Here is a 23,663-nt window from a genome sequence, read left to right on the forward strand (position 1 = left end):
TCCGGGATGCCGCCCGTCAGCGGAACAGGGACCGGGCAGTGCCGGCGTCGGGATCGAGCGCCCGCTGGATGACCATCATGGCCGCCCCGATCGCGCCGCCGGTCTCGCCCGAGCGGGACTCCGTGATGGTGAGGTGCTGCGTCGCCAGCGGCGTGGACCGCTGATAGACGACCTCGCGGATCCCGGCGAGGAGCTGCTCGCCGACGCGAGAGAGGCTGCCGCCGACGACGATCATCGACGGGTTGAGGAGGTTGACGCAGGTCGCGACGACCGCGCCGAGATCGCGCCCGGCCTGACGGATCGCATTCTGCACCGCGGGGTTGCCGGTGCGTGCCAGGGTGACGACGTCGTCGCTGGTCTCAGCGGGGATGCCCGCCGCAGTGAGTGCGCGAGCGATCGCCGGCCCGCTGACCAGGGACTCGAGGTCGGCGTCCTGCTCGCCGTGGCTGGGCGTGTCGCTGCCGAACGGGACGCGGACGTGCCCGAGGTCGCCCGCGGAACCGAGCGCGCCGCGCTGGAGCCGGCCGCCGCTGATGATCCCCGCGCCGACACCGGTGGCGACCTTGATGTAGAGCAGGTCGGTCTCGTCGGGCCACATCAGCGTCTGCTCGCCGAGGGCGAGCAGATTCACGTCGTTGTCGACCAGCACCGGAACGTCGAAGACGCGGCGGATGTACCCCGGGATGTCGAAGCGGTCCCAGCCGGGCATGATCGGCGGGTTGACCGGAAGGCCGGTCGAGTGCTCCACGGGGCCGGGGACGCCGACCCCGACACCGATGAGCTCCCCGGGCTGCCGGCCGGAGGCGATGAACAGCTCGCTCGCGACCTCGAGCGCCCAGTCGAGCACGGACAACGGCCCGTCGGCGATCCGGAGCCGCCGTGACTCGCTGGCCGTGATCGTTCCCGCGAGGTTCGCGAGGGCGACCACGCCGTGGGTGGCGCCGAGGTCGATCGCGATCACCACCCGCGAGTCCGGGTTGAAGCGGATGCGGGAGGGAGGCCGCCCGCCGGAGGACACGTCGTCGCCCGCCGGTGCCACGAGACCGGCTTCTGCCAGCAGGTCGATGCGGGAGGCGATGGTGGAGCGCGCCATCCCCGTCGTCTCGGCCAGCTGCGCGCGGGTGCGCGGGATGCCGTCGCGCAGGATCGCGAGCAACTCCGCGGCGTCTGCCGCGACGAGCACCGAGTCGCGCGGGCTGTCCGTCATGAGGGTATTGAACCACATTGCCGGGCGGCGTCTCAAAGATCCGCTCCGCCCGCTCGACTTTTGATTGACATCCGGCAGAAGTCGGACTTGAATGGACCCACGCCATCCGGCGCCTCCATCCCCACAACTCGACGAGGAGAACAGTGTCGACGTCAAAAGTCTCCGTTCAGCTGTACACGGTGCGCGAGCTCCTGACCGAAGACACGGTCGGTACGCTCAAGCGGATCGCGGACATCGGTTTCACCCAGGTCGAGCCGTTCGCGTTCGTCTCCTTCGGCGATGCGTTGCGCGACGGACTGGCGGAGGCCGGCCTGTCCGCTCCGACCACGCACCAGAGCTTCATCGGCGGCGACCTGGACGAGGTCTTCGGCGCAGCGAAAGAGCTCGGCGTCGAGACGGTCATCGACCCGTTCGTGGCTCCGGACCGGTGGCAGACGGCGGATGACGTGGCGCAGATCGCCGACCAGCTGAACGCTGCGGCCGAGGTCGCGTCCCGGCACGGGGTGCGCGTGGGCTACCACAATCACGCCCACGAGCTGGAGAGCACGATCGAGGGCGCGACCGCTCTCGAGTTCTTCGCTGCACAGCTGGCCCCGGAGGTCGTGCTCGAGGTCGACACCTACTGGGTGACCGTCGGCGGCGTCGACCCGGTGGCCCTGCTCCCGAAGCTCGGCGACCGCGTGGTGGCACTGCACATCAAGGACGGCCCCGGCACCACCGAGACGAAGGATCAGGTCGCCGTGGGGCAGGGCTCGCTTCCGATCGAGCAGATCATCGCCGCGGCGCCGGATGCGCTCCGCGTCATCGAGCTCGACGACTCGCGCGGCGACCGGTTCCAGGCCGTCGCGGACAGCTTCGCCTTCCTCACCTCCAAGGGCCTCGCATGAGCGCCGCTCAGGGCCGGACCGGTCGCGTCGGGGTCGGGGTCATCGGCGCCGGCGTCATCAGCAACGAGTATCTGAAGAACCTGACGGCGTTCCCGGACCTCGACGTCCGCTTCGTCGCCGACATCGATCTCGCTCGGGCACAGGCGCAGGCGGAGAAGTTCGGGGTGGCCGATTCGGGCACCGTCGAGCAACTGCTCGCCGACGATGCGATCGAGATCGTGGTCAACCTCACCATCCCGAAGGTGCATGTCGCGGTGGCGCTGGACGTGCTCGCCGCCGGCAAGAACGTGTGGAGCGAGAAGCCCTTCGCGCTCGACCGCGCGAGCGGGCAGCAGCTGCTGCAGGCCGCGCACGCTCAGGGCCTCCGCGTCGCCACGGCGCCCGACACGTTCCTCGGGTCGGGCATCCAGTCGGCTCGCCGCCTGATCGAGCACGGCGACATCGGCGCACCTCTGACAGCTCTGACGCTCATGCAGAGCCCGGGCCCCGAGTCGTGGCATCCCAACCCCGACTTCCTGTTCCAGGAGGGCGCCGGCCCGCTGTTCGACATCGGCCCGTACTACCTGACAGCCCTCGTTCAGCTGTTCGGCCCGGTCGCCCGCGTGAGCGCGAGCGCATCCCGCGCGCGGGAGACCCGCGTGATCGGATCCGGACCCCGGGCGGGCGAGGAGTTCGCGGTGACGGTCCCGACGCACGTGAGCGCGCTCTACGAGTTCGAGAGCGGTCAGACGGCGCAGTCGGTGTTCAGCTTCGACTCCAAGCTCAAGCGGACCCAGTTCGAGGTCGCCGGTCTGGAGGCAACGGTCGTCGTGCCCGATCCGAACACGTTCGAGGGCGAGCTGGAGGTGCACGACGCCGAGGGCATCCACAGCGTCCCTTCGACCGGGACGACGGACACCCGCGGCATCGGTGTCGTTGAGCTGGCGCGGGCCATCCGCGCCGGTGTTCCGGAACGGGCGTCGGGTGAGCAGGCGTATCACGTGCTCGACATCATGGTCTCGACGATCGAAGCGGGAGAGACGCGGAGGCCGGTCGAGATCGAAAGCACCGTGCAGGTCACGCCGGCGCTCGCCGAAGACTGGGATCCGCTCGCGGCGACCCTGGTGTGAGGATGAGCGACATGACGGACGGGACAGCGCTGACCGGCGGCGGCCTCAGCCGCCGCGACGGAAGCTCGGCCGGATCACGGCTGCGTGTGGCGATCGTCGGTGGCGGCTTCATGGCCGAGGTGCACTCGCGGGCCGTCCGGGCCGCGCGCGCCGACCTCGCGGGCATCGTCTCCTCGACGCCGGAGCGCTCGGCAGCTGCGGCGGAACGCCTCGGCATCGGCCGATCCTACGGATCGCTCGACGAGCTCCTGGCCGATGACGCGATCGACGTGGTCCACGTCACCACCCCGAACGCCCTGCACGCCGACCAGGCAGTGGCCGTCCTCGCCTCCGGCAAGGACGTGGTCTGCGAGAAGCCGATCGCGACGAGCATCCCGGACGCCGAGCGGATGGTCGCTGCCGCCCGGGGGCGCACGGCGACCGTGCCGTTCGTCTATCGGTTCCATCCGCTGGTGCGCGAGGCCCGGGCCCGGTTCGCCTCGGGCGAGGCCGGCCGCGTACTCAGCGTGAACGCGTCCTACCTCCAGGACTGGCTGCTGGGCTCCGGCGACGACAACTGGCGCGTGGATGCGGAGCAGGGCGGTCGCTCGCGCGCGTTCGCGGATATCGGCTCCCACCTCGTCGATCTCGTCGAGTTCGTGAGCGGCGACCGCGTCAGCCGGGTGGTCGCCACCAAGCGCACGGTGTTCGCCGAGCGGGCGGCGCACGCCGGCATCACGACGGAGGATGCTGTCGCGGTCGTCATCGAGACACGCTCCGGCGCTCTCGGAACGCTGCTCGTGTCCCAGGTCGCGCCCGGCCGCAAGAACCGCCTCTGGCTGGAGATCGCGGGCAGCGCCGAAAGCGTCGCCTTCGACCAGGAGCAGCCGGAGACGCTCTGGATCGGCCGCAGGAAGGGTAGCCTGACCATCCCGCGGGACGCCGACCAGCTCAGTGAGGACGCGGCGCGGCTGTGCGTCCTGCCCTCGGGGCATCCCCAGGGCTATCAGGACGCGTTCAACGCGTTCGTAGCCGACAGCTACGCGGCGGTCGCGGGGGAGAACCCCGACGGCCTCCCGCGGTTCGCCGACGGCCTGCGCGCTGTGCGGGTCACGGACGCCGTGATCGACTCCGCCGAGTCGGGCACCTGGATCGAGATGGGAACGAACGAATGACCGACGACACCACCCCCCGGAACGACGCCGAGTCCGGCCGCACGCACCCGGTCACCCTCTTCACCGGCCAGTGGGCCGACCTCACCCTCGAGGAGGTCGCCCGGTACGCGTCCGAGTGGGGCTACGACGGCTTGGAGATCGCCTGCTCCGGCGAGCACCTCGACGTCTGGCGTGCCGCGGAGGACGACGACTACCTGCAGGGCCGCCTCGACATCCTGGACAGGTACGGCCTGAAAGTGTGGGCGATCAGCAACCACCTGAAAGGTCAGGCGGTCTGCGATGATCCGATCGACTTCCGCCATCAGGCCATCGTCGGCTCGAAGGTGTGGGGCGACGGCGACCCCGAGGGGGTGCGTCAGCGCGCCGCAGAAGAACTGAAGCTCACCGCGAAGGTCGCCCGCCGACTCGGCGTGGACACGGTGGTCGGCTTCACCGGGTCCAGCATCTGGCCCTACGTGGCGCAGTTCCCGCCCGTCCCGGCCGAGGTGTTCGAGCGCGGCTACCAGGACTTCGCCGACCGCTGGAACCCCATCCTCGACGTGTTCGACGGCGAAGGCGTGCGGTTCGCGCACGAGGTGCATCCCTCGGAGATCGCGTACGACTACTGGACGAGCGTCCGCACTCTGGAGGCGATCGACCACCGCGAGGCGTTCGGCTTCAACTGGGACCCGTCGCACATGATGTGGCAGGACATCGACCCGGTCGGCTTCATCGTCGACTTCCAGGACCGCATCTATCACGTCGACTGCAAGGACACACGGTTGCGTCCGAAGAACGGCCGCGCGGGCGTCCTCGGCTCCCACCTGCCGTGGGGCGACCCGCGGCGCGGCTGGGACTTCGTCTCCACGGGCCACGGCGATGTTCCGTGGGAGGACGCCTTCCGCGCACTCGAGTCGATCGGGTACACCGGCCCCATCTCGATCGAGTGGGAGGACGCCGGGATGGACCGCCTGCACGGGGCAAAGGAAGCCGTCGGCTACATCCGCTCGCTGCTCTGGAAGCAGCCGACCGCCTCCTTCGACGCGGCGTTCAGCAACCAGGACTGAGCCCCGCGGCCCGAGCGGCCGGCGCAACCGGTCGATGGTGAGCCGGCGTCAGCCGAAGACGACGTCCGCGGCGTCGACCACCTCGGCCGTACGCCCGGGCGCGCGGTGGTTCGACCAGTACAGGTTGGTGTGGGCGATGACCTGCTCGGGCGGTGGTGCGCCCCATGCGGACAGGTCCTCGGTGGTGTGCGCATCCCCGACCAGCGTGACGTCGTACCCGCGAACGATCCCACCGTGGATGGTCGACCGGATGCACTCGTCCGTCTGCGAACCCGTGACGACGATCCGGCCGACCCCGGCCGCCGCCAGCACGTCCTCCAGGCGCGTGTCCTCGAAGGCGTCCGCGTACTCCTTGGGCACCAGAGGCTCTTCCTCGGATCGCGTCAGTTCGGGCACGTACTGCCAGGCGTCGCTGCCGTAGGGGACGTTGTCGTCCGAGTGCTGGATCCACACCACGGGCACGTCCTCCCGCCTCGCGCGCTCGACGAGATGTTGGATGGTGCCGACCACCTCGTCGCGTCGCACTGCGCCTCCGATCACGCCGTTCTGCACATCGATCACCAGCAGCGCGCTCGCCGGCCGTCCCTCGAGAGTCGTCATCGTTCCTCCTTCGAGACAGGATGCTAGCCCCGGCGGGTGCGCCCGCACAGGGCTACGCTCGATCCGTGACGAGCAGCGAAACCGCCATCCGCGGCGAGGACTGGTACGGTCGCGAGCTCGACAGTGTGGAGTACACGGGTGTCGTGTTCGAGAACGTCGACCTGACGGAGGCGCGCACCGCGGGCGCCACCTTCAGCGATTGCGTGTTCCGTAACGTCCGGTTCAACGTGAGCGAGCACAGCGACTCGGCTTTCGTGAACTGCCGGTTCGACGTGTGCAACTTCTTCGACGCCACCTTCCGTCGCTGCAAGCTGACCGGAAGCACCTTCCATGGCTGCGAGTTCGCGTTGCTGAAGGTAGAGGGCGGCAACTGGTCATTCACCGGGCTTGCCCGTGCCGAACTCCGCGGGGCGTCCTTCGAGGGTGTTCGGCTCCGGGAGGCGGATCTCACCCAGGCGCGCTGCCAGGAAGCGCGGTTCGAGGGATGCGACCTCAGCGCGGTCACGCTCGCCGGCGCGGACCTCAGCGCCGCATCGCTGGCCGGCAGCGATCTGACCGGGATCGATCCGGCCGACGTCGTGCTGCGCGGGACCGTCATCGACGAGCGGCAGGCCGTGGTGCTCGCCGGAGCGATGGGGATGGTCGTCGTCCCGGTCCCCTGATCCGGCGAGGGCGCTACGCGACCTCGCTGACCTGCCCGTGCTTGATGTGGAGCCGGCGCTGCGCCCGCTTCGCCACCGCGGAGTCATGGGTGACGATGATGACGGTGAGGCCGCGATCCCGCCACAGGCCCTCGAGCAGGTCCATGATCTCGTCCCGGGTCTCCTCGTCCAGGTTGCCGGTCGGCTCGTCGGCGAGGAGCACCTCCGGGTCCTTCACCAGTGCCCGGGCGATGGCCACGCGTTGCTGCTGACCGCCGGACAGCTCGGACGGCAGGTGGTTGCCGCGGTCCGCGAGCCCGACCGAGGCGAGCGCCTCAGCAGCACGTCGCTTGCGGTCGGCGGCGGTGACGCCGAGCGGCGCCAGGGCCGTCTCGACGTTCTCCTGGGCGGTCAGGGTCGGGATGAGGTTGAAGCCCTGGAAGACGAAGCCGATCTCTTTCGCCCGGATCTTCGCCAGCCGGGCGTCGTGCTGCTTCGAGAGGCTGTCCGATCCGAGCTGCACCGAGCCGGAGCTCGGCCGGTCGAGCGCGCCGAGCATCTGCAGCAGCGTCGACTTGCCCCCGCCGGTGGGACCCTGGATGGCGACCAGCTGGCCGTCCGGGATCTCGAGGGTCACATCCTTCAGGGCGACCACTGTGCGCTTGGACTGGGTGTAGCTCTTGGTGACATCGGTGAGGGTGTACATCGTTGCTCCTTCGGGGGCGGGATGGCCGGGTTCAGGCGACAGAGCGCAGGGCGGCCGCGGGGCGGAGACGGGAGGCGCGCCAGCCGCCGACCGCGCCGGCGATGAGGCCGCCGAGGATGGCGAGCGCGACGGCTCCGACGATGATCCAGACGGTCACCGGCGCATGCAGCGCGATGTCCGCGGTGGAGGTGGACGCTTGGCGCAACCCGCTGAAAGCGCCGCCGCCGCCGCCGAAACCGGCGAAGCGGCCTCCCGTACCCGTGGTCGCGGCGCCGGCGCCCGTCCCGCGTCCAGCCGCCGTCGCCACGCCGCCGTGGCTGATGCTGCCGGTCAGGGTGGGGGAGATGACGTTCACCACGAGTACCCCGAGGAGGCCGACCGCGACGCCGATGACACCGCCGATCAGCCCCTGCACCACGGATTCGCCGGCGACCTGCCCGACGATCCGGCCGTTCGACCAGCCGATCGCTTTGAGCGTTCCGAACTCCCGCGTTCGCCGCGTGACGCCCGAGATGGTGAACAGGATGGCGATGAGGAACGCCGCTGCCAGCACGATGACCGAGAGCCACGTCCCGAGGTTCGCGATGAGCGCGCCGGCGCTGCCCAGCGAGCCGGAGACTGTGGAGGCCAGGTCGGCCTGCGTGCTGACCGTCGCTCCGGGGATGGACTTCGTGAGCGCTGTCTTGATCTGGTCGATGTCTCCGCTGGAAGCGGCCTTCACGTACACCGAGGAGATCTTGCCGGTCTGCCCGGACAGCGTCTGGGCGACATCGAGCGGGATGTAGGCGTTGGCCGCGGTGGTGGAGTCGGAGCCGGTGGAGGTGACGATCCCGATGACCGAGAATCCGGTCCCGCCGATGGTGACGGTGTCGCCGACGGTCTTGCTCGCCGACTTCGCGTAGCTGGCGTCCAGGACGACGACATCCTTGCCGGAGTCGGCGGCGGTGAAGCTGCGGCCGCCCGTCAGGGTGACGGATGCCAGAGGTCCGACGGACTTGCCGGCCGGGTTCAGCCCGAGGACCGAGAAGGAGTCGACTGTGAACGAGCTCCCACCCGCTCCGTCGGCTCCGCCCGTGGGAGGAGCCGTGGGCGAGGCCGCCTGGCCGCTCTGGCGCTGCTGCCGCAACTGCTGGAAGTTCGGGAGGGTGCCGCTGAAGCTGGTGTTCGTGAGCGACAGCACCGCCGCCGCGGAGGCCACGTTCTGCACTTTCTGCACGGTGCTCAGAGTGGATGCGTTCATCACCGTCGTGCCGCGCGTCGCCTGCAGGCGCGAGGTGTTGACCTGCCGGGCGGTTCCGGTGTCGGTGCCGGAGTTCGCGCCGAAGTCGAACCGCGGTCCTCCACCCTGGCCTTGGAGGCCGGTGGCGTTCTGGGCGGTGGCCGGCTGGCTGACGGTGATGTCGGTGCCTACGCCGTACACGGATTGCAGGACGCTCTCCTGCGCCTGACGGACCCCGGCCGAGACGGCGTTGACGATGATGACGAGAGCGATCGCGAGGGCCATGCCCGTCGCGATGATGATCGTCTGCTTGCGGCGATTGAACAGCTCTCGCCGCAGATAGGTCCCGAACATTGGCTTCCCAACTGTGGTGGTCTCGGATGAACTTCTTGCCGGAGGTTAAGCACCGCGTTGGGGGGACCGCTATGACGTAGCTATGCGTCTGCCGTGCACCGAAGCCCGGAGTCGGAGAGAGGTCACAGGGATCGTGCCCGCCCCGGTGTCGCTGGGACGGGCACGAGTAGGCGCAGGGTGTCAGGCCAGCTCTTTCACCTTGCCCTGCTTGATCCGGACCCGCCGTTCGGCGCGCTTGGCCACGGCGCTGTCATGCGTGACGATGACCACCGTCAGCCCCCTATCACGCCACAGGCCCTCGAGCAGCTCCATGATCTCGTCACGCGTCTCCTCGTCCAGGTTTCCGGTGGGCTCATCCGCGAGGAGTACCGCGGGATCCTTGACCAGCGCTCGCGCGATCGCCACCCGCTGCTGCTGACCTCCTGAGAGCTCCAGAGGGAGATGGCTCCCACGGTCCGCAAGACCCACGGACGCGAGAGCATCCGCAGCGCGGCGCGTGCGTTCCGCCGCCTTCAGACCGAGTGGGGCCAGCGCCGTCTCGACGTTCTCCTGCGCGGTGAGCGTCGGGATGAGGTTGAACCCCTGGAAGACGAAGCCCACCTCCTTCGCCCGAATCCGTGCCAGGCGGCCGTCGGGCAGCGTCGACAGTTCTTCGGATCCCAGGTGCACGGTGCCCGAGGTCGGGCGGTCGAGCGCTCCCAGCATCTGCAGCAAGGTCGACTTCCCGCCGCCGGTAGGGCCCTGAACGGCCAGCAGCTGGCCATCCGGGATCTCGAGACTGACATCGCTCAGTGCGACGACCGCGCGCTTGGACTGGGCGTAGTTCTTTGTGACGTTCGTGAGTGTGTACACGGTTCTTCTCCTAGGGATCGGGCGACACCGGGGTCCGGCGAGGGTGGGGTCCGGCGAGGGTGGGATCAGGCGAGGGTGGGATCAGGCGACGGAGCGCAGCGCGGCTGCGGGCCGCAGCCGGGACGCGCGCCACCCGCCGACGGCTCCGGCGAGGAGGCCGCCGAGGACGGCCAGAGCGACAGCCGCGACGATGATCCAGACGGTCACGGGCGCGTGGAGCGTGACGTCCGCCGAGGTCTCGGACGCCTTGCGCAGAGCCTCGAAGGGGCCGCCCCCGCCCAGCCCGCCGCCCCCGGTTGCTCCGTCGGCCCCGCGGACGACCGGGCCGGCGTCGGCGGAGGAGCTTCCCAGGGTCCCGGTGAGTGTGGGAGCGATCAGGTTGATCACCACGATGCCGAGGATTCCGGCCGCCACTCCGATGAGACCCCCGATGAGGCCCTGCACGACGGACTCGCCGGCGACCTGGCCGACGATGCGGCGATTGGACCAGCCGATCGCCTTCAGCGTGCCGAACTCCCGGGTCCGGCGCGTGACGCCGGAGATCGTGAAGAGGATCGCGATGAGGAATGCCGCGGCGAGGACGATGATCGACAGCCACGTGCCCAGGTTCGAGATCAGACCTCCGGCCGTCCCGAGCGAGCCCGAGACGGTGGAGGCGAGATCTGCCTGCGTGTTGACGGTCACTCCGGGAAGGGCTTTCGCCAGATCGGATTCGACCTGCGCGACGTCGTCGGAGGAGGCGGCGCTCACATAGACCGAGGAGACCTTGCCGGTCTGGCCGGAGAGCTCCTGCGCCACATCGAGCGGAATGTAGGCGTTGGACGCCGTGGCCAAGCCGGAGTCCGTGGAGGCGACCGTCCCGATGACCGTGAAGTCCTTGCCGCCGATGGTCACCATGTCGCCGACCGCCTTGCCGGAGGTCTTCGCGTAGCTCGAATCGAGGACGGCCACCTCGTTGCCCGCATCGGCTGCCGTGAACGTTCGCCCCGCGGTGGTGGTCACCGCGGCGAGCGGTCCGACCGACCGGCCGGCTGGATCGAGCCCCAGTACGGAGAAGGAGTCGACATCGAACGCACTGCCTCCGGCGCCGTCCGCGCCGCCGATGAAGACCTGCTTGCCGCCGCTTCCCCCGCCCGGGCCGCCCGCGCCCCCTGCCTGCTGGTCGAACGAGGGAAGGGTGCCGCTGAAGGTCAGATTGGTCAGCGACAGCACGGATGCGGCGGCCGTCACCTTGCCGACCTTCTGGATGGTGTCGAGCGCCTTCGCATCCATCGTCGATGTTCCGCGTTCCGGAATCAGGCGGGCACTGTCGATCTGGCGGGATCCACCGGTGTCGGTCCCGTCACCGGCTCCGAACTGGAACTTGGGGCCGCCTCCGGAGGCAGCTGCCGAGACCGGCTCGCTCACGGTGATGTCCGTGCCGACCCCGTAGACGGATTCCAGGACGCTCGCCTGCGCCTGCTTCACTCCCGCGGAGGTGGCGTCGACGATGATGACGAGTGCGATCGCGAGGGCCATGCCCGTTGCGATGATGATCGTCTGCTTGCGGCGGTTGAGCAGCTCACGCCGTAGGTAGGTTCCGAACATGTAGATCCAAACTGTGATCGAGCAAAAGGTTTCTCGGGGGACGCTAAGCAGGGCGGGTTGGCGATGCCTGTGGGTAAGCTATCTGAAACCAAAATGCATGTATGAGTTGGTAGATATCCGTCAGGACGCGCTGGGCGATGCGTCATTAAAGATGTGCCGACGTCGCCATTTCACCGACCACATCCCGCCAGCCAGGTATCCACTCGCAACGCTTCGATCGACGGATTGCGGGTTCTCGGGATCCTCGCGGTGGTCTTCGCCCACGTGTACACGCCGCCCGTCGTCCACCAGTGGGTGTACCCCTGGCACGTTCCACTGTTCTTCGCCCTCGCCGGCTACTTCCTCACGCCAGGACGCCCGTTCCACGACCAGTTGAGAACGCGGACTGTGACCCTCGTCCTCCCCTATGTGGGCTGGCTGCTCGTGGTCTCCGCGCTCGCGATGGCCATCCCGAACCCGGTCGGCCGCCTCCACATCGCCGACCTCGGAGGAGCTTTCGTGGGAGGGAGCAACGGGCACGAGCCTTTCGGCGCGTTCTGGTTCATCGGCGCGCTTTTCGTCTCGACGCTGCTCTACATCCCCGTCAGCAGACTGGCCGCCTGGCAGCAGGCCGTGGTGGCACTGGGAGCACTGGCGGCGGGGACATTCTGGGGGGCTTGGCTCGCCGCCCTGCCGCTCAGCATCGGGCAAGGCCTCTACTGCCTCTGCTTCGTCATCGCCGGCCGTGGAATCGCCGCCGTCCAGCAGCGGATCCGGCACCGGATCCGGCTCCGGCGTCTCATCGGGCCGATCCTGCTCGGCTGCGCCGTGATCCTCACAGGCGTGCTGCCCGTGACGCCCCCGGACCTGAAGAACGGCATCCTCGGCACTCCCATCGTGATGCCGCTTCTCTCCGTGCTGTTCGTGGCCGCGCTCATCCTGGCCGCCAGCAGCATCCGGCTGCCCCGGTGGGCGGTGCCCGCCGTTCTCGCCGTGGCGGGGACGGCGACCGTCGTCGTTCTGAGCCACAGCCTGGTCATCTGGGAGCTGAAGCAATACTCGGCGCAGCCGAAATGGATCCTCCTCGCGGCGGTCCTCGTCCCCGTGGCGGCAGCACTCCTCCTCAGGCGACTGAAGCGGATCCTTCGAGCATCCGCCCGCTCAGACACTTCATAGGTTCCACAAAGAGGCCATCCATCCACCGCCTCATAATGGGAAAGGTGACGATCAACGCGCGTACCGCCTCCGGCTCCTCCAGCCAGCCCCGGTCCCTCCTGCGCCGCTCCGACGGCAGCGCCATCCGTGTGCTCGTCGTGGACGACGAGGCGACGCTGACCGACCTGCTGGCCATGGCCCTGCACTATGAGGACTGGGACGTCAAGACCGCGTCGACGGGCCAGCAGGCCCTGCAGCTCTCGCGCGAGTTCAAGCCCGATGTCGTGGTGCTCGACATCATGCTCCCCGACATCGACGGCCTCCAGGTTCTGTCGCGGATGCGCGCCGACGGCAACGAGGCCCCCGTCCTCTTCCTCACCGCGAAGGACTCGCTCGACGACCGCATCGCGGGGCTCACGGCAGGAGGCGACGACTACGTCACGAAGCCCTTCAGCCTGGAAGAGCTGGTCGCGCGCCTCCGGGGACTGCTGCGCCGCTCGCGCGCGGCGGTGGCCGACCACGAGGACCCGGTGCTCATCGTCGGCGACCTGGTGCTCGACGAGGACAGCTACGAGGTGCACCGCAACGGAGAGCCCATCCAGCTGACCGCCACGGAGTTCGAGCTGCTGCGCTTCCTGATGCGCAATCCCCGGCGCGTGCTGAGCAAGGCGCAGATCCTCGACCGGGTGTGGAGCTACGACTTCGGCGGCTCCTCCAGCGTCGTCGAGCTGTACATCTCCTACCTGCGCAAGAAGATCGACGCCGGCCGCACCCCGATGATCCACACCGTCCGCGGCGCCGGCTACATGGTGAAGGCTGCACAATGACCTCCGCCCGCATCGCGGGCCCCCCGAAGACCGAGACACCGGCGGGCACGCCGACCGCGAGCCGGTTCCCGCACCTCCGCCCGATCCGCTCGTGGACGCTCCGCAGCCGGGTCGTGCTCGTCGTGGTGGCGATGCTCGCGGTGCTGGGCGCCGTGATCGGGACGGTCAGCGTGTTCGCGCTGCAGAACTACCTGATGCAGCGATTGGATGCCCAGCTCACGTCGGCGCTCATCCGCGGACAGCACGCCGCCGACCGGATCAACGGCGGCGGTCCCACGGTGCCGGAGGCCGCCGGGGTCGTGCAGACGCCGGGACAGCCGACGGGAACCCTCGGCGCCGTCCGGAGCTCGGACGGCGGTCTGCTGTTCCCGCCGGTGATCCTCGCCGACCGGCCGACGTCGTCGACGAATCAGCCGCTCGGCCCCAAGCAGGTCACCATCGACGGTCTGGCGCTCCTCAGCGTCCCGGCGGACGAGCGGCCGCGGACCGTCGATCTCGGTCCCTCCCTCGGTTCCTACCGCATCGCGGCCGCCGAGCTCAGCAACGGCGACAGCGTCATCATCGGGCTCCCGCTCAGCGACGTGAACGCGACCGTCGGCCGGCTGACCCTCGTGATCCTGCTCGTGACCCTGTCGGGGCTCGTCTTCGCCTTCCTGCTGGCGAGCGTCGTGGTCCGCTTCGCCATGCGCCCGCTGGAGCGCGTGGCCGGCACCGCCGAGCAGGTCGCCTCCCTGCCGCTCGACCGCGGCGACGTCGCGCTGTCCGTCCGCGTGCCGGAGGCCGACACCGACCAGCACACCGAGGTCGGCAAGGTGGGTTCGGCGCTGAACCGGATGCTCGGCCACGTGGCCTCGGCGCTGACCGCTCGCCAGGCGAGCGAGCAGAAGGTGCGCCAGTTCGTCGCGGACGCCAGCCACGAGCTGCGGACGCCGCTCGCCTCCATCCGCGGCTATGCCGAACTCACCCGCCGGGCGCCGCACGACCTGCCGCCGGAGGTCACGCACTCGCTCGGGCGCATCGAGTCCGAAGCGACCCGGATGACCTCGCTCGTCGAGGACCTCCTGCTGCTGGCCCGGCTGGACGAGGGTCGTGAGCTCGACCACGACCCGGTCGACCTCTCCCTGCTCCTGGTCGATGCCGTCAGCGACGCGCACGCCGCCGGACCGGACCACGAGTGGACGCTCGACCTCCCGGACGAGCCGGTGGAGGTGGTCGGAGACGCTCCGCGCCTGCATCAGGTGCTCATGAACCTGCTGGCCAACGCGCGCGTCCACACTCCGGAGGGCACGAAGGTGACCGCGGGACTCCGGGTGGATGAGGACGTCCGTCAGGCGGTCGTCACCATCGCGGACGACGGCCCCGGCATCCCGGACGAGCTGCAGAACACGCTCTTCGAGCGCTTCGCGCGCGGGGACAGTTCGCGCAACCGCGCCACAGGATCGACCGGACTCGGGCTGGCGATCGTCCAGGCCGTCGTGCACGCGCACGGCGGAGAGGTGACAGTCAGCAGCGCGCCGGGGGACACCGTCTTCACCGTCACGCTTCCGCTCGCGCCGACGGCCGAGCAGACGGCCGAGCAGACGGCCGCGCCGACGGCCGCGTGAGTGGATTTGCGCGCGGCGCCGCCCATCCCGTAGCCTGTACGGAGCCAAAGACCGCTGGTTGTCGTGCGTGCACGACCGAAGATCCACTCAGGTGGGGCCCGCGCAGGTGTGTGAAGCAGACTCCGTGAATTCTCGCGGTCCCAGCTCCGTGCCCTGTGCCGGAGCTTTTTTCTTTGCCAGGGGCCGGCGGTGGCGCACCGCTCCCGCGGTGTGCGACAAGAAGATTGAGGAGTAGGCCATGGCGAACAAGGAAGCCACGGTTGCCGAGCTCGAGAACCTGTTCACGAGCTCGTCCGCCGTTCTGCTGACCGAGTACCGCGGTCTCACTGTCGCTCAGCTCAAGCAGCTGCGCACATCCATCAGTGAGCACGCGACCTACGCCGTGGTGAAGAACACGCTGACCAAGATCGCGGCCAACAAGGCAGGCATTTCGTCGTTCGACGAAGAGCTCGCCGGGCCGTCGGCGATCGCCTTCGTGCACGGTGACCCTGTCGCCGTCGCGAAGTCGCTGCGTGACTTCGCCAAGGCAAACCCTCTGCTGGTGGTCAAGGGCGGTTACTTCGACGGTAACGCCCTGACCGCAGAAGAGGTAGGCAAGCTCGCCGACCTCGAGTCCCGTGAGGTACTGCTGGCCAAGCTGGCCGGCGCCTTCAAGGCCTCGCTGTTCGGAGCCGCATATCTGTTCAACGCACCGCTGTCGAAGGCCGTTCGCACGGTCGACGCGCTGCGTGAGAAGCAGGAGTCCGCTGCCTGAGTCCTCACGGACCAGGCCAGCGGTGAGTAACCACACACACTAAGGAGAGAACAATGGCAAAGCTGTCGACTGAGGAGCTGCTCGACGCGTTCAAGGAGCTCACGCTCATTGAGCTCAGCGAGTTCGTGAAGAAGTTCGAGGAGACCTTCGAGGTCACCGCCGCCGCCCCCGTCGCCGTGGCCGCCCCGGCCGCCGGTGGTGCGGGCGCCGCTGCCGAAGAGGTCGAGGAGAAGGATTCCTTCGACGTCGTCCTCGAGGCCGCCGGTGAGAAGAAGATCCAGGTCATCAAGGAGGTGCGCGCCCTCACCAGCCTCGGCCTCGGTGAGGCGAAGGCCCTCGTTGACGGCGCACCGAGCAACGTGCTCGAGGGCGCCAACAAGGAGACCGCCGAGAAGGCGAAGGCCCAGCTCGAAGAGGCTGGCGCCACCGTCACCCTCAAGTAGTCGATGCCCCTCGGGGCTCTTCTGCAGACAGGCTGACAGTCGTCTGATCGCGACGCGGACTCCTCCCAATAAGAGAGTGTCCGCGTTGCGGAGGGCGTCGCCCCCGACAACGGGGCGACGCCCTCCGTGCGTTAAGCGGACGCGCGGACGCGGATGCTCATCCATTTCCGCGTCCGATCGCGCCTGCGCGTGCATCGGTGTGCGAGGACGCGCAACCGGAAGAAGAGCAACGATGAGTTCGACCACCTGGCGTGCCTGCGCTGCGCTCCTGCGCAGCCTCGGCCACGCCATCCTTCACGGGGACGACCGCGACGACGGCCGCCACCCGCCGGATCTGTACCGCAGGGCCCTCCTCTACGAGCGCTACCTGCGGTGACAACCACGCGAAGCGCTCCCGGCCTGACCGGCCGGGGGCGCTTTTCGTCATGTCAGGCCGAGCAGGGCCGCGACGCCGAGCCCGTCGATCCGTGCGGGGTCCGCGAGGACGTCGAGTCGCGCGATCCGGTCGCCCTCGAATTCGAAGGCCACCAGCGAGACGACCCGGCCGGACAGCACGGCAACGACGCCGGGACGTCCGCCGAGCCGGACGGGTGTGGAGTGGAGGGCGAGCCGGCCGGCGAGCACCGCCTGGGCGGCGATCGCAGACGGGCCGATGAGGTGCTGCTGCGCCGTCCCGTAGTCCGCGTCCAGCACGACGCCGTCGTCGAGCAGAGCGAGCAGACGGTCGAGGTCGCCCTCCCGTGCCGCCGCGAGCCACGCCTCCACGAGGGCGCGCTCCCGGCGCGGATTCCGGAACGGGACGCCGGAGCCGGGGGAGCCGGAGCCCAGGGAGCCGGAGCCGGGGGAGGCGGAGCCGTGCAGACGCCTCCTGGCGCGGGAGGCGAGCTGTCGTGCCGCTTGCGGAGAACGGCCGAGGGCGTCGGCGACCTCGTCGAACGGACGGCCGAAGACGTCGTGCAGGACGAAGGCGATCCGCTCGGCGGGGCTGAGGGCGTCGAGCACGAGCAGCAGAGCGGTCGCCACCCGGTCGCCCTGCTCTACCTCGATCTCGGGGTCACCGACGGCCGAGACCGGCTCCTCCGCCCACGGCATCACCTGCCAGGACCGCTCGCGCGTGCGTCGGGGAGACCGCAGCAGGTCGAGGCAGACGCGCGAGACCACCGTGGTGAGCCACGCGCCCAGGTTCTCGATCCCGGAGGTGTCGGTCCGGCTCAGGCGCATCCACGTCTCCTGCACGGCGTCCTCCGCGTCGGCCGCCGAGGACAGCAGCCGCGTCGCGATCGCGGTGAGCCGCGGCCGTGCTGTTTCGAACTGTGCCGCGAGTCCTGCTGCGTCGGTCATGTCACATCCACTTCCTCTCGCTCGTCACCATATCGACGGGCCGGAGCCGGCTTGTGTGACACGACGACAGGAGGACGACCATGGAAGACACGATCGTGGTGACCGGAGGGACGGGCCGGATCGGGCGCAGTGTTGTCCCGCTGCTGCGGGCGGCCGGCAGGAACGTCCGGATCGTGAGCCGCCATGAGCCCGCCGTCGCTCCCGACGACCAGGGCATCACGCACGTCGTGGCCGACACCGTGGAGGATCGCGGGCTGGTGGCTGCGCTCGCGGGTGCAGAGACCGTCCTGCACCTCGCCGGGAGCCAGAAGGGCGACGACCGGGCCGCGGCCAACATCGCGCGGGCGGCGCGCGAAGCGGGGACGCGGCACCTCATTCTCATCTCGGTGATCGGCGCGGGCCGGATGCCGATCGGCTACTTCCGGGCGAAGGCGGAGTCCGAGCGGCAGGTCGCGGAGTCGGGCGTACCGTGGAGCATCCTCGCGGCCGCGCAGCTGCACGAGTTCCTCCTGCCGATGGTCGGTGGGCTCGCTCGCCTCCCCGTGACGCCGGCACCGACAGGCCTGCGGTTCGAGCCGGTGCACCGGGAGGAGGTCGCTGAACGCCTTGCGGAGATCGCTCTCGGCACGCCGGCCGGCCGCGTCCCGGATCTCGCGGGCCCGGAGGTCCTGGAGCTCGGCGAGTTGGTCGAGAGCTACAGCGGGCGTCATCGGCCCCTCCTTCGCATCCCGGTGCCGGGCGCCGTGGGACGGGCGTACCGGGCGGGGGCCAACCTTGCCGATGCTTCCGCACAGCGCGGGCGGCGCACCTGGAGCGACTTCGTCGGCGAGCTCGCCGAGTCCGCAGTGACGGCGGGGAGGGCCGCCGCGAGAGGGTGAGGGAGGTCCGAACCGACTTCGCCCCGGGCCGGGGCCTCTCGGAATTGATTTATATAGACTAGCTATATATAATCGTTCTCATGCCCGAGACCCCCGAACTCCGCCAGATCATCGGCGACCTCGTCGTCGCCGCTCACCGTCTCACCCGGCTCGCCGCGCAGGTGACCGGCAGCACCGAGTCGCCCGCCACGTGGCGGACTCTCAGCGTGCTGCAGACTTCCGGCCCCGTGCGCCTCGGCGAGCTCGCCACCCAGAGTCGCGTCGCCCAGCCCACGATGACCAAGCTCGTCCGGAACCTCGTGGAGGCGGAGTGGGTGAAGCGCATCGCCGACACGGACGACGCCCGCGCCTGGCAGATCGCGATCACCGATCGGGGAGCGGACGCGCTGCAGGCGTGGCGCACCGAGCTCGCGTCGGCCCTCGTGCCGATGTTCGCCGACCTCCGCGAGGACGAGGTGGCCGCGATGCGGACCACCGTCGAGATCATCCGCTCACGAGCCGACCTGTCGACCGCTGCCTCCGCTGCCGTCGCCGGCCGCCGCTGAGCCCATCCCGCCCGTCCCGCCCGATCCACCCCATCCACCTTCCACTGGAACCAACCGAGGAGTCGTCACCCCTTCATGTCGCACGAGAGTCCCACCAGCATCCTGAAACAGCCGACCGCCGTCTGGGCCGTCGCGTTCGCGTCCGTCATCGCCTTCATGGGCATCGGACTGGTCGATCCGATCCTGCCCGCCATCGCCAAGAGTCTGCAGGCGACCCCCACCCAGACGGAGATGCTCTTCACGAGCTATCTGCTGATCACCGGCGCCGCGATGTTCTTCACCAGCTGGATCTCGAGCCGGATCGGCGCGAAGAAGACCCTCCTGATCGGTCTCGCGCTCATCGTGGTGTTCGCGCTCGCTGCCGGCCTCTCGCAGAACGTCGCGACCATCATCGGCTTCCGTGCGGGCTGGGGCCTCGGCAACGCGCTGTTCATCTCCACTGCGCTGGCGACCATCGTCGGTGCGGCCTCGGGCGGAACGTCCGCGGCGATCATCCTCTATGAGGCGGCACTCGGCCTCGGCATCGCCATCGGTCCGCTGCTCGGAGGACTGCTCGGGAGCTGGAGCTGGCGCGGTCCGTTCTTCGGCACCGCGACGCTCATGGCGATCGGCTTCATCGCGATCGTCCTGCTGCTGAAGAAGAACCCCGAGAAGCCGCGGCCGACCTCCCTGTCGGCGCCGTTCCGTGCGCTGGCCAAGCCGGCCCTCGGCTTCCTCGCCGCCGCCGCCCTGTTCTACAACATCGGCTTCTTCGTGCTGCTCGCGTACACGCCGTTCGCTCTGGTGCCGCTGGGCGTCGAGGATGCGATCACGCTGGGCCTCATCTTCTTCGGCTGGGGCGTGGCGCTCGCCGTGACCTCGGTCTGGGTCGCGCCGCTCCTCACCTCCCGGCTGCCGCGGACGCGCGTGCTCTGGCTGGTGATGCCGCTCCTCGCCCTCGACCTGCTCGCCGCGGGGCTGTTCGTCGGATCGCTCCCCGCTCTCATCGTCTGCGTCATCGTCGGCGGCCTCTTGCTCGGCATCCTGAACACGGTGCTGACGGAGTGCGTCATGGAGGCCACCGACCTGCCGCGCTCGGTCGCCTCGAGCGCCTACTCGGGCGTCCGGTTCCTCGGCGGCGCGATGGCTCCGCCGGCGGCCACCCTGCTGGCGGACACGGTGAGCCGGTCCATGCCGTTCTATGCCGGCTGCATCTCGGTGCTCGTGGCGGTCACCCTCATCGTGATCGGGAACAAGCACCTCAAGCGAGTGGATGCGCCGCACGAGACGAGGGAGCAGGAGGCCGAAGTGCTCGCCCTGGCCGACGCCGACTGACGGCGACGGCCGGGCCGGACCGCGGCGGAGTCGTGGCGAGCCGGCGATCGATCCCCGGGAATGCGAAGAGCCGCCCTGTCCTAGCCAGGGCGGCTCTTCCCGTCACTACGGGCCCCGAAAGCCCGACGGGCGACCCCATCTGCCGCTCGTGCCTACCCGAAAGGCGCGCCCGGCCGGATGTCGCATAGTCATTCTTTCAGACGGGCGGCACGGATCGGCGCATCAGCGCGGGGGTGCCGTGGATGACCGGACCACCAGGCTCACCGGGGAGCTCACCGAGTGGGTGCGCGGTTCGGCCCCGCCCAGCTCGTCCAAAAGGATGCGCGCGGCCGTCGCGCCCTGCTCGAACGGATCCTGCGCCATGGTGGTGAGCCCGAAGCCGGCGGCGTAGTCGTGGTCGTCGATCCCGATGACCGAGAGGTCCTCCGGCACCCGGAGGCCGCGATCGCCCGCCGCCAGGATGGCTCCGAACGCCATCTCGTCGGAGCCGGCGAAGATCGCCGTGGGGCGCGGCCCCGGCCGGTCCAGCAGCCGGTTCATCGCCGCCCGGCTCTCCGGCAGGGAGAACCCGCCCCGGATGAGCCAGTCCGGCTGCACCGGAAGTCCGGCGTCGCGCATCGCATCCCGGAAACCGTGCAGCCGGCCGATCGGCACCTGGCTGTTCAGTCCCTCCTCGTCCTCGCCGCCGAGGTGGGCGATGGCGGTGTGGCCGAGCGAGATCAGGTGGGACGTCGCGGTGTAGGCGGTGGACTTCTCGTCGATGCCCACGCTGCGCAGCCCCTTCACCGGACCGCCGACGACGATCGTCGGATGCCCGAGCGACGCGAGCTGCTCCCGCTCCTCGGTCGTGAAGTCGAGGCAGAGCGCCAGCAGAGCATCCGTCCGCTTCCGCAGGATGCTGCGGTGGAACACCCGCTCCCGGTCGCCGCGGTGGCCGCCCAGATTGAACAGGATCATGTCGTAGCTCGCCGCCCGGAGCTCCGAATCCACCCCCTCCAGCACCTGCGTGTAGAACCAGCGGCTGACCGACGGGACGACGACCCCCATCGCCAGGGTCCGTCCGCTGGCCAGCCCCGATGCACTCGAGGACGCCACGTAGCCGAGCTCGTCGGCGGCCCGTCGAACCGCAGCCCGGGTCTTGTCGGACACGTTCGGCAGCCCGCGCAGTGCCCGCGAGACGGTGGCCGTCGAGACACCGGTCGCGCGCGCGACCTCCTCGATACCTGCCACGATGCGCCTCCTGCTTCAGGAGTCCTGGTGCGCGCGGCGCTCCTCGTCGGCCTCCCGCTGCGCCAGGATGCGGCGGCGCAGCTGCAGGAGACCGACGAGGGCGAGGACGAGAACCAGCAGGGTGATCGCCCATCCGAGCGCCGGTTGCCCGGTCAGCTCGCAGACGATGGTGATGACGAGGAACGCGAACGCGAAGAACCCGACGAAGCCGATGCCCACATCGGTCGTCTCCCGCGGGTCGCTCCAGCGCATCCGATCAGCCCTTCACTCCGCCGGCCGTGAGGCCCGCGACGATGCGGCGCTGGAAGATCAGCACCAGGATGATCAGCGGCACCGTGACGATGGTGCCCGCCGCCATGATCGCGGTGTAGGGCTCCTGGTGCGGCTGGCTGCCGGTGAAGGAGGCGATCGCCACCGTCACGGGCTGCGTCGCGTCGCTGGAGAGCTGGCTGGAGATCAGGAACTCGTTCCACGAGGAGATGAACGCCAGGATCGCCGTCGTGAACACGGCCGGGGCCGCCAGCGGCAGGATGATCTTCCGGAACGCCTGCGCCTGGGTGCAGCCGTCGATCCGCGCTGCCTCTTCCAGGTCCCACGGCATCTCGCGGAAGAACGAGTTCAGCGTGTACACCGTCAGCGGCAGGGCGAAGGAGATCTCCGGGATGATCAGCGCCTGGTAGGTCCCCATCCAGCCCATGTTCGTGAACAGCTGGAACAGCGGCGTGATGAGCGCGACGCCCGGGAACATCGAGGCGGCCAGGATGACGCCGAGCACGATCCCCTTGAAACGGAAGTCGAGCCGGGCGAGCGCGTAGGAGGCGAAGATGCCGACCACGAGCGAGATGACGGTCACGCAGACGCCGATGAACAGCGAGTTCAGCAGCGCCTGGCCCAGATGGTTGCCCAGGTTGGTGGAGAGGGCCGTGACGTAGTTGTCCCAGGTGACGTGCGTGAACCACGGCGTGTTGTCGTTCGTGTAGCCGACGTCGCGGAACGACGTCACGATCATCCAGTAGAACGGCAGCAGGCACCAGAGCACGATCACGATCGCCTGCACGCCCGTGCGGATGCCGGCGTTGCGGATCCGGGAGTGCGAGCGGTTGCGGTTGCGCGTGCGGGGCAGCGCGCCCGCCTCGGCGGTGGCCGTTGCCGGCCCGGCGACGGTGGTCATCACTTCGCCCCCTTCTGTTGCGTCTCCTGCGTTCGGACCACGTTCGTCCCGAGGATCCGGACGAAGATGAACGCGATCAGGAAGATGATGATGAACGTGATGGTGGACAGTGCGGCCGCGCTGTTGAAGCCCTGCCTGATCTGATCGACCACCAGGATGGACAGGGTGGTCGTGGCATGCCCGGTTCCGCCTCCACCGCCGGTGAGGATCTGCGGCAGGTCGTAGATGCGGAGCGCGTCGAGCACGCGGAACAGGATGGCGACCATCAGCGCCGGTTTCAGCAACGGCATGGTCACCCGCCAGAACCGCTGCCAGGTGGAGGCGCCGTCGACCTTGGCGGCCTCGTACACGTCCTCGGGGATGATCTGGAGTCCCGCGAGGATCAGCAGCGCCATGAACGGCGTGGTCTTCCAGGTGTCGGCGATGATCACCGCGAACCGGGACGCCCACTCGTCGGAGGTCCACAGGATGTGGGTGGAGAGGATGGCGTTGGCGACGCCGGCGAACGAGAAGATGAAGAACCACAGCTTCGCGGTCACGGCGGTTGGGATGGCCCAGGGGATCAGGATCGCGGCGCGGACGAAACCGCGTCCGCGGAACGCACGGTTCATGATCAGCGCGAACCAGAGGCCGAGGCCGGTCTCCAGGATGACCGTCGTCACCGTGAAGAAGAAGGTGACGAAGACCGCGTTCCAGAAGCCCGACCCGAGGTTGCCGGGCGGGCAGGAGATCGTGCTGCCGTTGGGTCCCATGCACTGCTGGAACAGCCAGTGGGCGTAGTTCTGGAAGCCGGCGAATCCGCCCTGCACGAACAGGCCGGTCGCCGGATCGAGACCGGCGTCCTTCTGGAAGGACATCACGATCGCCGAGACGACCGGGTAGCCGATGACCACGGCCAGAAGGATCAGGGTCGGGAGGATGAGATAGAGGGCCCAGCGGCTCTGCTGGGCACGCTGGCGTTTGGCGCCCGCACGCAGCGGCGGTCGGCCGTTCGTGCCTGTCCTGGTGGATGAGGGGGCGACGACGTTCGACGTTGACATGTGTGCCTCCGGAAGCTCTG

General features: G+C 69.3%; 25 protein-coding genes. 14 read left to right on the forward strand and 11 right to left on the reverse strand.

Annotation, left to right across the window (positions count from 1 at the left end; translation table 11 throughout):
- Nucleotides 1-16 precede the first annotated feature (16 nt).
- On the reverse strand, nt 17-1,207 hold the full coding sequence (locus BM287_RS09710; RefSeq protein ID WP_090038947.1) for an ROK family transcriptional regulator: 1,191 nt from the start codon (nt 1,205-1,207) through the stop codon (nt 17-19).
- Nucleotides 1,208-1,350: 143 nt separating this feature from the next.
- Here BM287_RS09710 and BM287_RS09715 point away from each other — a divergent pair, with 143 nt between their 5' ends.
- From BM287_RS09715 to BM287_RS09730, 4 genes are read left to right on the forward strand one after another with little or no spacing between them, the layout of a single operon-like run.
- Complete coding sequence (locus BM287_RS09715) at nt 1,351-2,094, forward strand: sugar phosphate isomerase/epimerase family protein (RefSeq protein ID WP_090038807.1); 744 nt, start codon at nt 1,351-1,353, stop codon at nt 2,092-2,094.
- Nucleotides 2,091-3,203 (forward strand): Gfo/Idh/MocA family protein, encoded by a 1,113-nt coding sequence (locus BM287_RS09720; RefSeq protein ID WP_090038806.1) that lies wholly within the window; start codon nt 2,091-2,093, stop codon nt 3,201-3,203. The genes BM287_RS09715 and BM287_RS09720 overlap by 4 nt, the downstream gene beginning before the upstream one ends.
- Before the next feature lie 11 nt (nt 3,204-3,214).
- The gene (locus BM287_RS09725; protein WP_244528121.1) at nt 3,215-4,357 is read left to right on the forward strand and encodes a Gfo/Idh/MocA family protein; all 1,143 of its coding nucleotides are present in this window, start codon (nt 3,215-3,217) and stop codon (nt 4,355-4,357) included.
- Complete coding sequence (locus BM287_RS09730; protein ID WP_090038803.1) at nt 4,354-5,403, forward strand: sugar phosphate isomerase/epimerase family protein; 1,050 nt, start codon at nt 4,354-4,356, stop codon at nt 5,401-5,403. Before BM287_RS09725 ends, BM287_RS09730 begins: the two co-directional genes overlap by 4 nt.
- 48 nt (nt 5,404-5,451) lie before the next feature.
- On the opposite strand, the gene BM287_RS09735 is transcribed toward BM287_RS09730, so the two are convergent.
- Entirely contained in the window at nt 5,452-6,003 is a 552-nt protein-coding gene (locus BM287_RS09735) for an isochorismatase family protein (RefSeq protein ID WP_090038801.1), read from the reverse strand.
- A 65-nt stretch (nt 6,004-6,068) separates the two neighbouring features.
- Here BM287_RS09735 and BM287_RS09740 point away from each other — a divergent pair, with 65 nt between their 5' ends.
- On the forward strand, nt 6,069-6,665 hold the full coding sequence (locus tag BM287_RS09740) for a pentapeptide repeat-containing protein (RefSeq protein ID WP_244528123.1): 597 nt from the start codon (nt 6,069-6,071) through the stop codon (nt 6,663-6,665).
- 13 nt (nt 6,666-6,678) lie between these two features.
- Here the strand turns inward: BM287_RS09740 and BM287_RS09745 are convergent, their stop codons facing one another.
- The 4 genes from BM287_RS09745 to BM287_RS09760 form a co-directional block, all read right to left on the reverse strand.
- Nucleotides 6,679-7,350 (reverse strand): ABC transporter ATP-binding protein, encoded by a 672-nt coding sequence (locus BM287_RS09745; protein WP_090038797.1) that lies wholly within the window; start codon nt 7,348-7,350, stop codon nt 6,679-6,681.
- 31 nt (nt 7,351-7,381) lie between these two features.
- The gene (locus tag BM287_RS09750; RefSeq protein ID WP_090038796.1) at nt 7,382-8,923 is read right to left on the reverse strand and encodes an ABC transporter permease; all 1,542 of its coding nucleotides are present in this window, start codon (nt 8,921-8,923) and stop codon (nt 7,382-7,384) included.
- Between the two features lie 180 nt (nt 8,924-9,103).
- A complete protein-coding gene (locus BM287_RS09755; RefSeq protein ID WP_090038794.1) occupies nt 9,104-9,775 on the reverse strand; it encodes an ABC transporter ATP-binding protein in 672 nt (223 codons plus the stop codon).
- Between the two features lie 81 nt (nt 9,776-9,856).
- A complete protein-coding gene (locus BM287_RS09760) occupies nt 9,857-11,362 on the reverse strand; it encodes an ABC transporter permease (protein WP_090038792.1) in 1,506 nt (501 codons plus the stop codon).
- 153 nt (nt 11,363-11,515) lie between these two features.
- Between BM287_RS09760 and BM287_RS09765 the strand changes: the two genes are divergently transcribed.
- The 6 genes from BM287_RS09765 (at nt 11,516) to BM287_RS17825 (ending at nt 16,500) form a co-directional block, all read left to right on the forward strand.
- Nucleotides 11,516-12,517 carry an acyltransferase family protein gene (locus BM287_RS09765; protein WP_280140941.1) on the forward strand — a complete coding sequence of 334 codons (1,002 nt, stop codon included), beginning with the start codon at nt 11,516-11,518 and terminating at the stop codon, nt 12,515-12,517.
- 35 nt (nt 12,518-12,552) lie between these two features.
- Nucleotides 12,553-13,323: a response regulator transcription factor gene (locus BM287_RS09770; protein WP_280140942.1), complete on the forward strand. Its 771-nt coding sequence runs from the start codon at nt 12,553-12,555 to the stop codon at nt 13,321-13,323.
- Complete coding sequence (locus BM287_RS09775; protein WP_090038786.1) at nt 13,320-14,927, forward strand: sensor histidine kinase; 1,608 nt, start codon at nt 13,320-13,322, stop codon at nt 14,925-14,927. Before BM287_RS09770 ends, BM287_RS09775 begins: the two co-directional genes overlap by 4 nt.
- Before the next feature lie 238 nt (nt 14,928-15,165).
- On the forward strand, nt 15,166-15,681 hold the full coding sequence (gene rplJ / locus BM287_RS09780; RefSeq protein ID WP_090038784.1) for a 50S ribosomal protein L10: 516 nt from the start codon (nt 15,166-15,168) through the stop codon (nt 15,679-15,681).
- A 53-nt stretch (nt 15,682-15,734) separates the two neighbouring features.
- Nucleotides 15,735-16,124, forward strand: a complete 390-nt coding sequence (gene rplL, locus BM287_RS09785; RefSeq protein WP_090038782.1) for a 50S ribosomal protein L7/L12 — start codon at nt 15,735-15,737, stop codon at nt 16,122-16,124.
- Nucleotides 16,125-16,356: 232 nt separating this feature from the next.
- On the forward strand, nt 16,357-16,500 hold the full coding sequence (locus tag BM287_RS17825) for a hypothetical protein (protein ID WP_170857499.1): 144 nt from the start codon (nt 16,357-16,359) through the stop codon (nt 16,498-16,500).
- A gap of 47 nt (nt 16,501-16,547) precedes the next feature.
- On the opposite strand, the gene BM287_RS09790 is transcribed toward BM287_RS17825, so the two are convergent.
- Entirely contained in the window at nt 16,548-17,465 is a 918-nt protein-coding gene (locus BM287_RS09790) for a sigma-70 family RNA polymerase sigma factor (protein ID WP_090038780.1), read from the reverse strand.
- 80 nt (nt 17,466-17,545) lie between these two features.
- Here BM287_RS09790 and BM287_RS09795 point away from each other — a divergent pair, with 80 nt between their 5' ends.
- The 3 genes from BM287_RS09795 to BM287_RS09805 all read left to right on the forward strand — a co-directional run bounded on the left by BM287_RS09795 (nt 17,546) and on the right by BM287_RS09805 (nt 20,202).
- Complete coding sequence (locus tag BM287_RS09795) at nt 17,546-18,343, forward strand: SDR family oxidoreductase (protein WP_090038777.1); 798 nt, start codon at nt 17,546-17,548, stop codon at nt 18,341-18,343.
- A gap of 80 nt (nt 18,344-18,423) precedes the next feature.
- Nucleotides 18,424-18,888, forward strand: a complete 465-nt coding sequence (locus tag BM287_RS09800) for a MarR family winged helix-turn-helix transcriptional regulator (RefSeq protein WP_090038775.1) — start codon at nt 18,424-18,426, stop codon at nt 18,886-18,888.
- Between the two features lie 75 nt (nt 18,889-18,963).
- On the forward strand, nt 18,964-20,202 hold the full coding sequence (locus tag BM287_RS09805; protein ID WP_090038773.1) for an MFS transporter: 1,239 nt from the start codon (nt 18,964-18,966) through the stop codon (nt 20,200-20,202).
- Nucleotides 20,203-20,424: 222 nt separating this feature from the next.
- Here the strand turns inward: BM287_RS09805 and BM287_RS09810 are convergent, their stop codons facing one another.
- From BM287_RS09810 to BM287_RS09825, 4 genes are read right to left on the reverse strand one after another with little or no spacing between them, the layout of a single operon-like run.
- Complete coding sequence (locus BM287_RS09810; RefSeq protein WP_090038771.1) at nt 20,425-21,432, reverse strand: LacI family DNA-binding transcriptional regulator; 1,008 nt, start codon at nt 21,430-21,432, stop codon at nt 20,425-20,427.
- A gap of 15 nt (nt 21,433-21,447) precedes the next feature.
- On the reverse strand, nt 21,448-21,684 hold the full coding sequence (locus BM287_RS09815; RefSeq protein WP_090038769.1) for a hypothetical protein: 237 nt from the start codon (nt 21,682-21,684) through the stop codon (nt 21,448-21,450).
- Between the two features lie 4 nt (nt 21,685-21,688).
- Nucleotides 21,689-22,603, reverse strand: a complete 915-nt coding sequence (locus tag BM287_RS09820; protein WP_090038767.1) for a carbohydrate ABC transporter permease — start codon at nt 22,601-22,603, stop codon at nt 21,689-21,691.
- Nucleotides 22,603-23,643: a carbohydrate ABC transporter permease gene (locus BM287_RS09825; RefSeq protein ID WP_090038765.1), complete on the reverse strand. Its 1,041-nt coding sequence runs from the start codon at nt 23,641-23,643 to the stop codon at nt 22,603-22,605. Before BM287_RS09825 ends, BM287_RS09820 begins: the two co-directional genes overlap by 1 nt.
- Nucleotides 23,644-23,663: the final 20 nt, after the last annotated feature.

It is taken from the genome of Leifsonia sp. CL147 (assembly GCF_900114565.1).
Classification (GTDB): Bacteria; Actinomycetota; Actinomycetes; order Actinomycetales; family Microbacteriaceae; genus Leifsonia.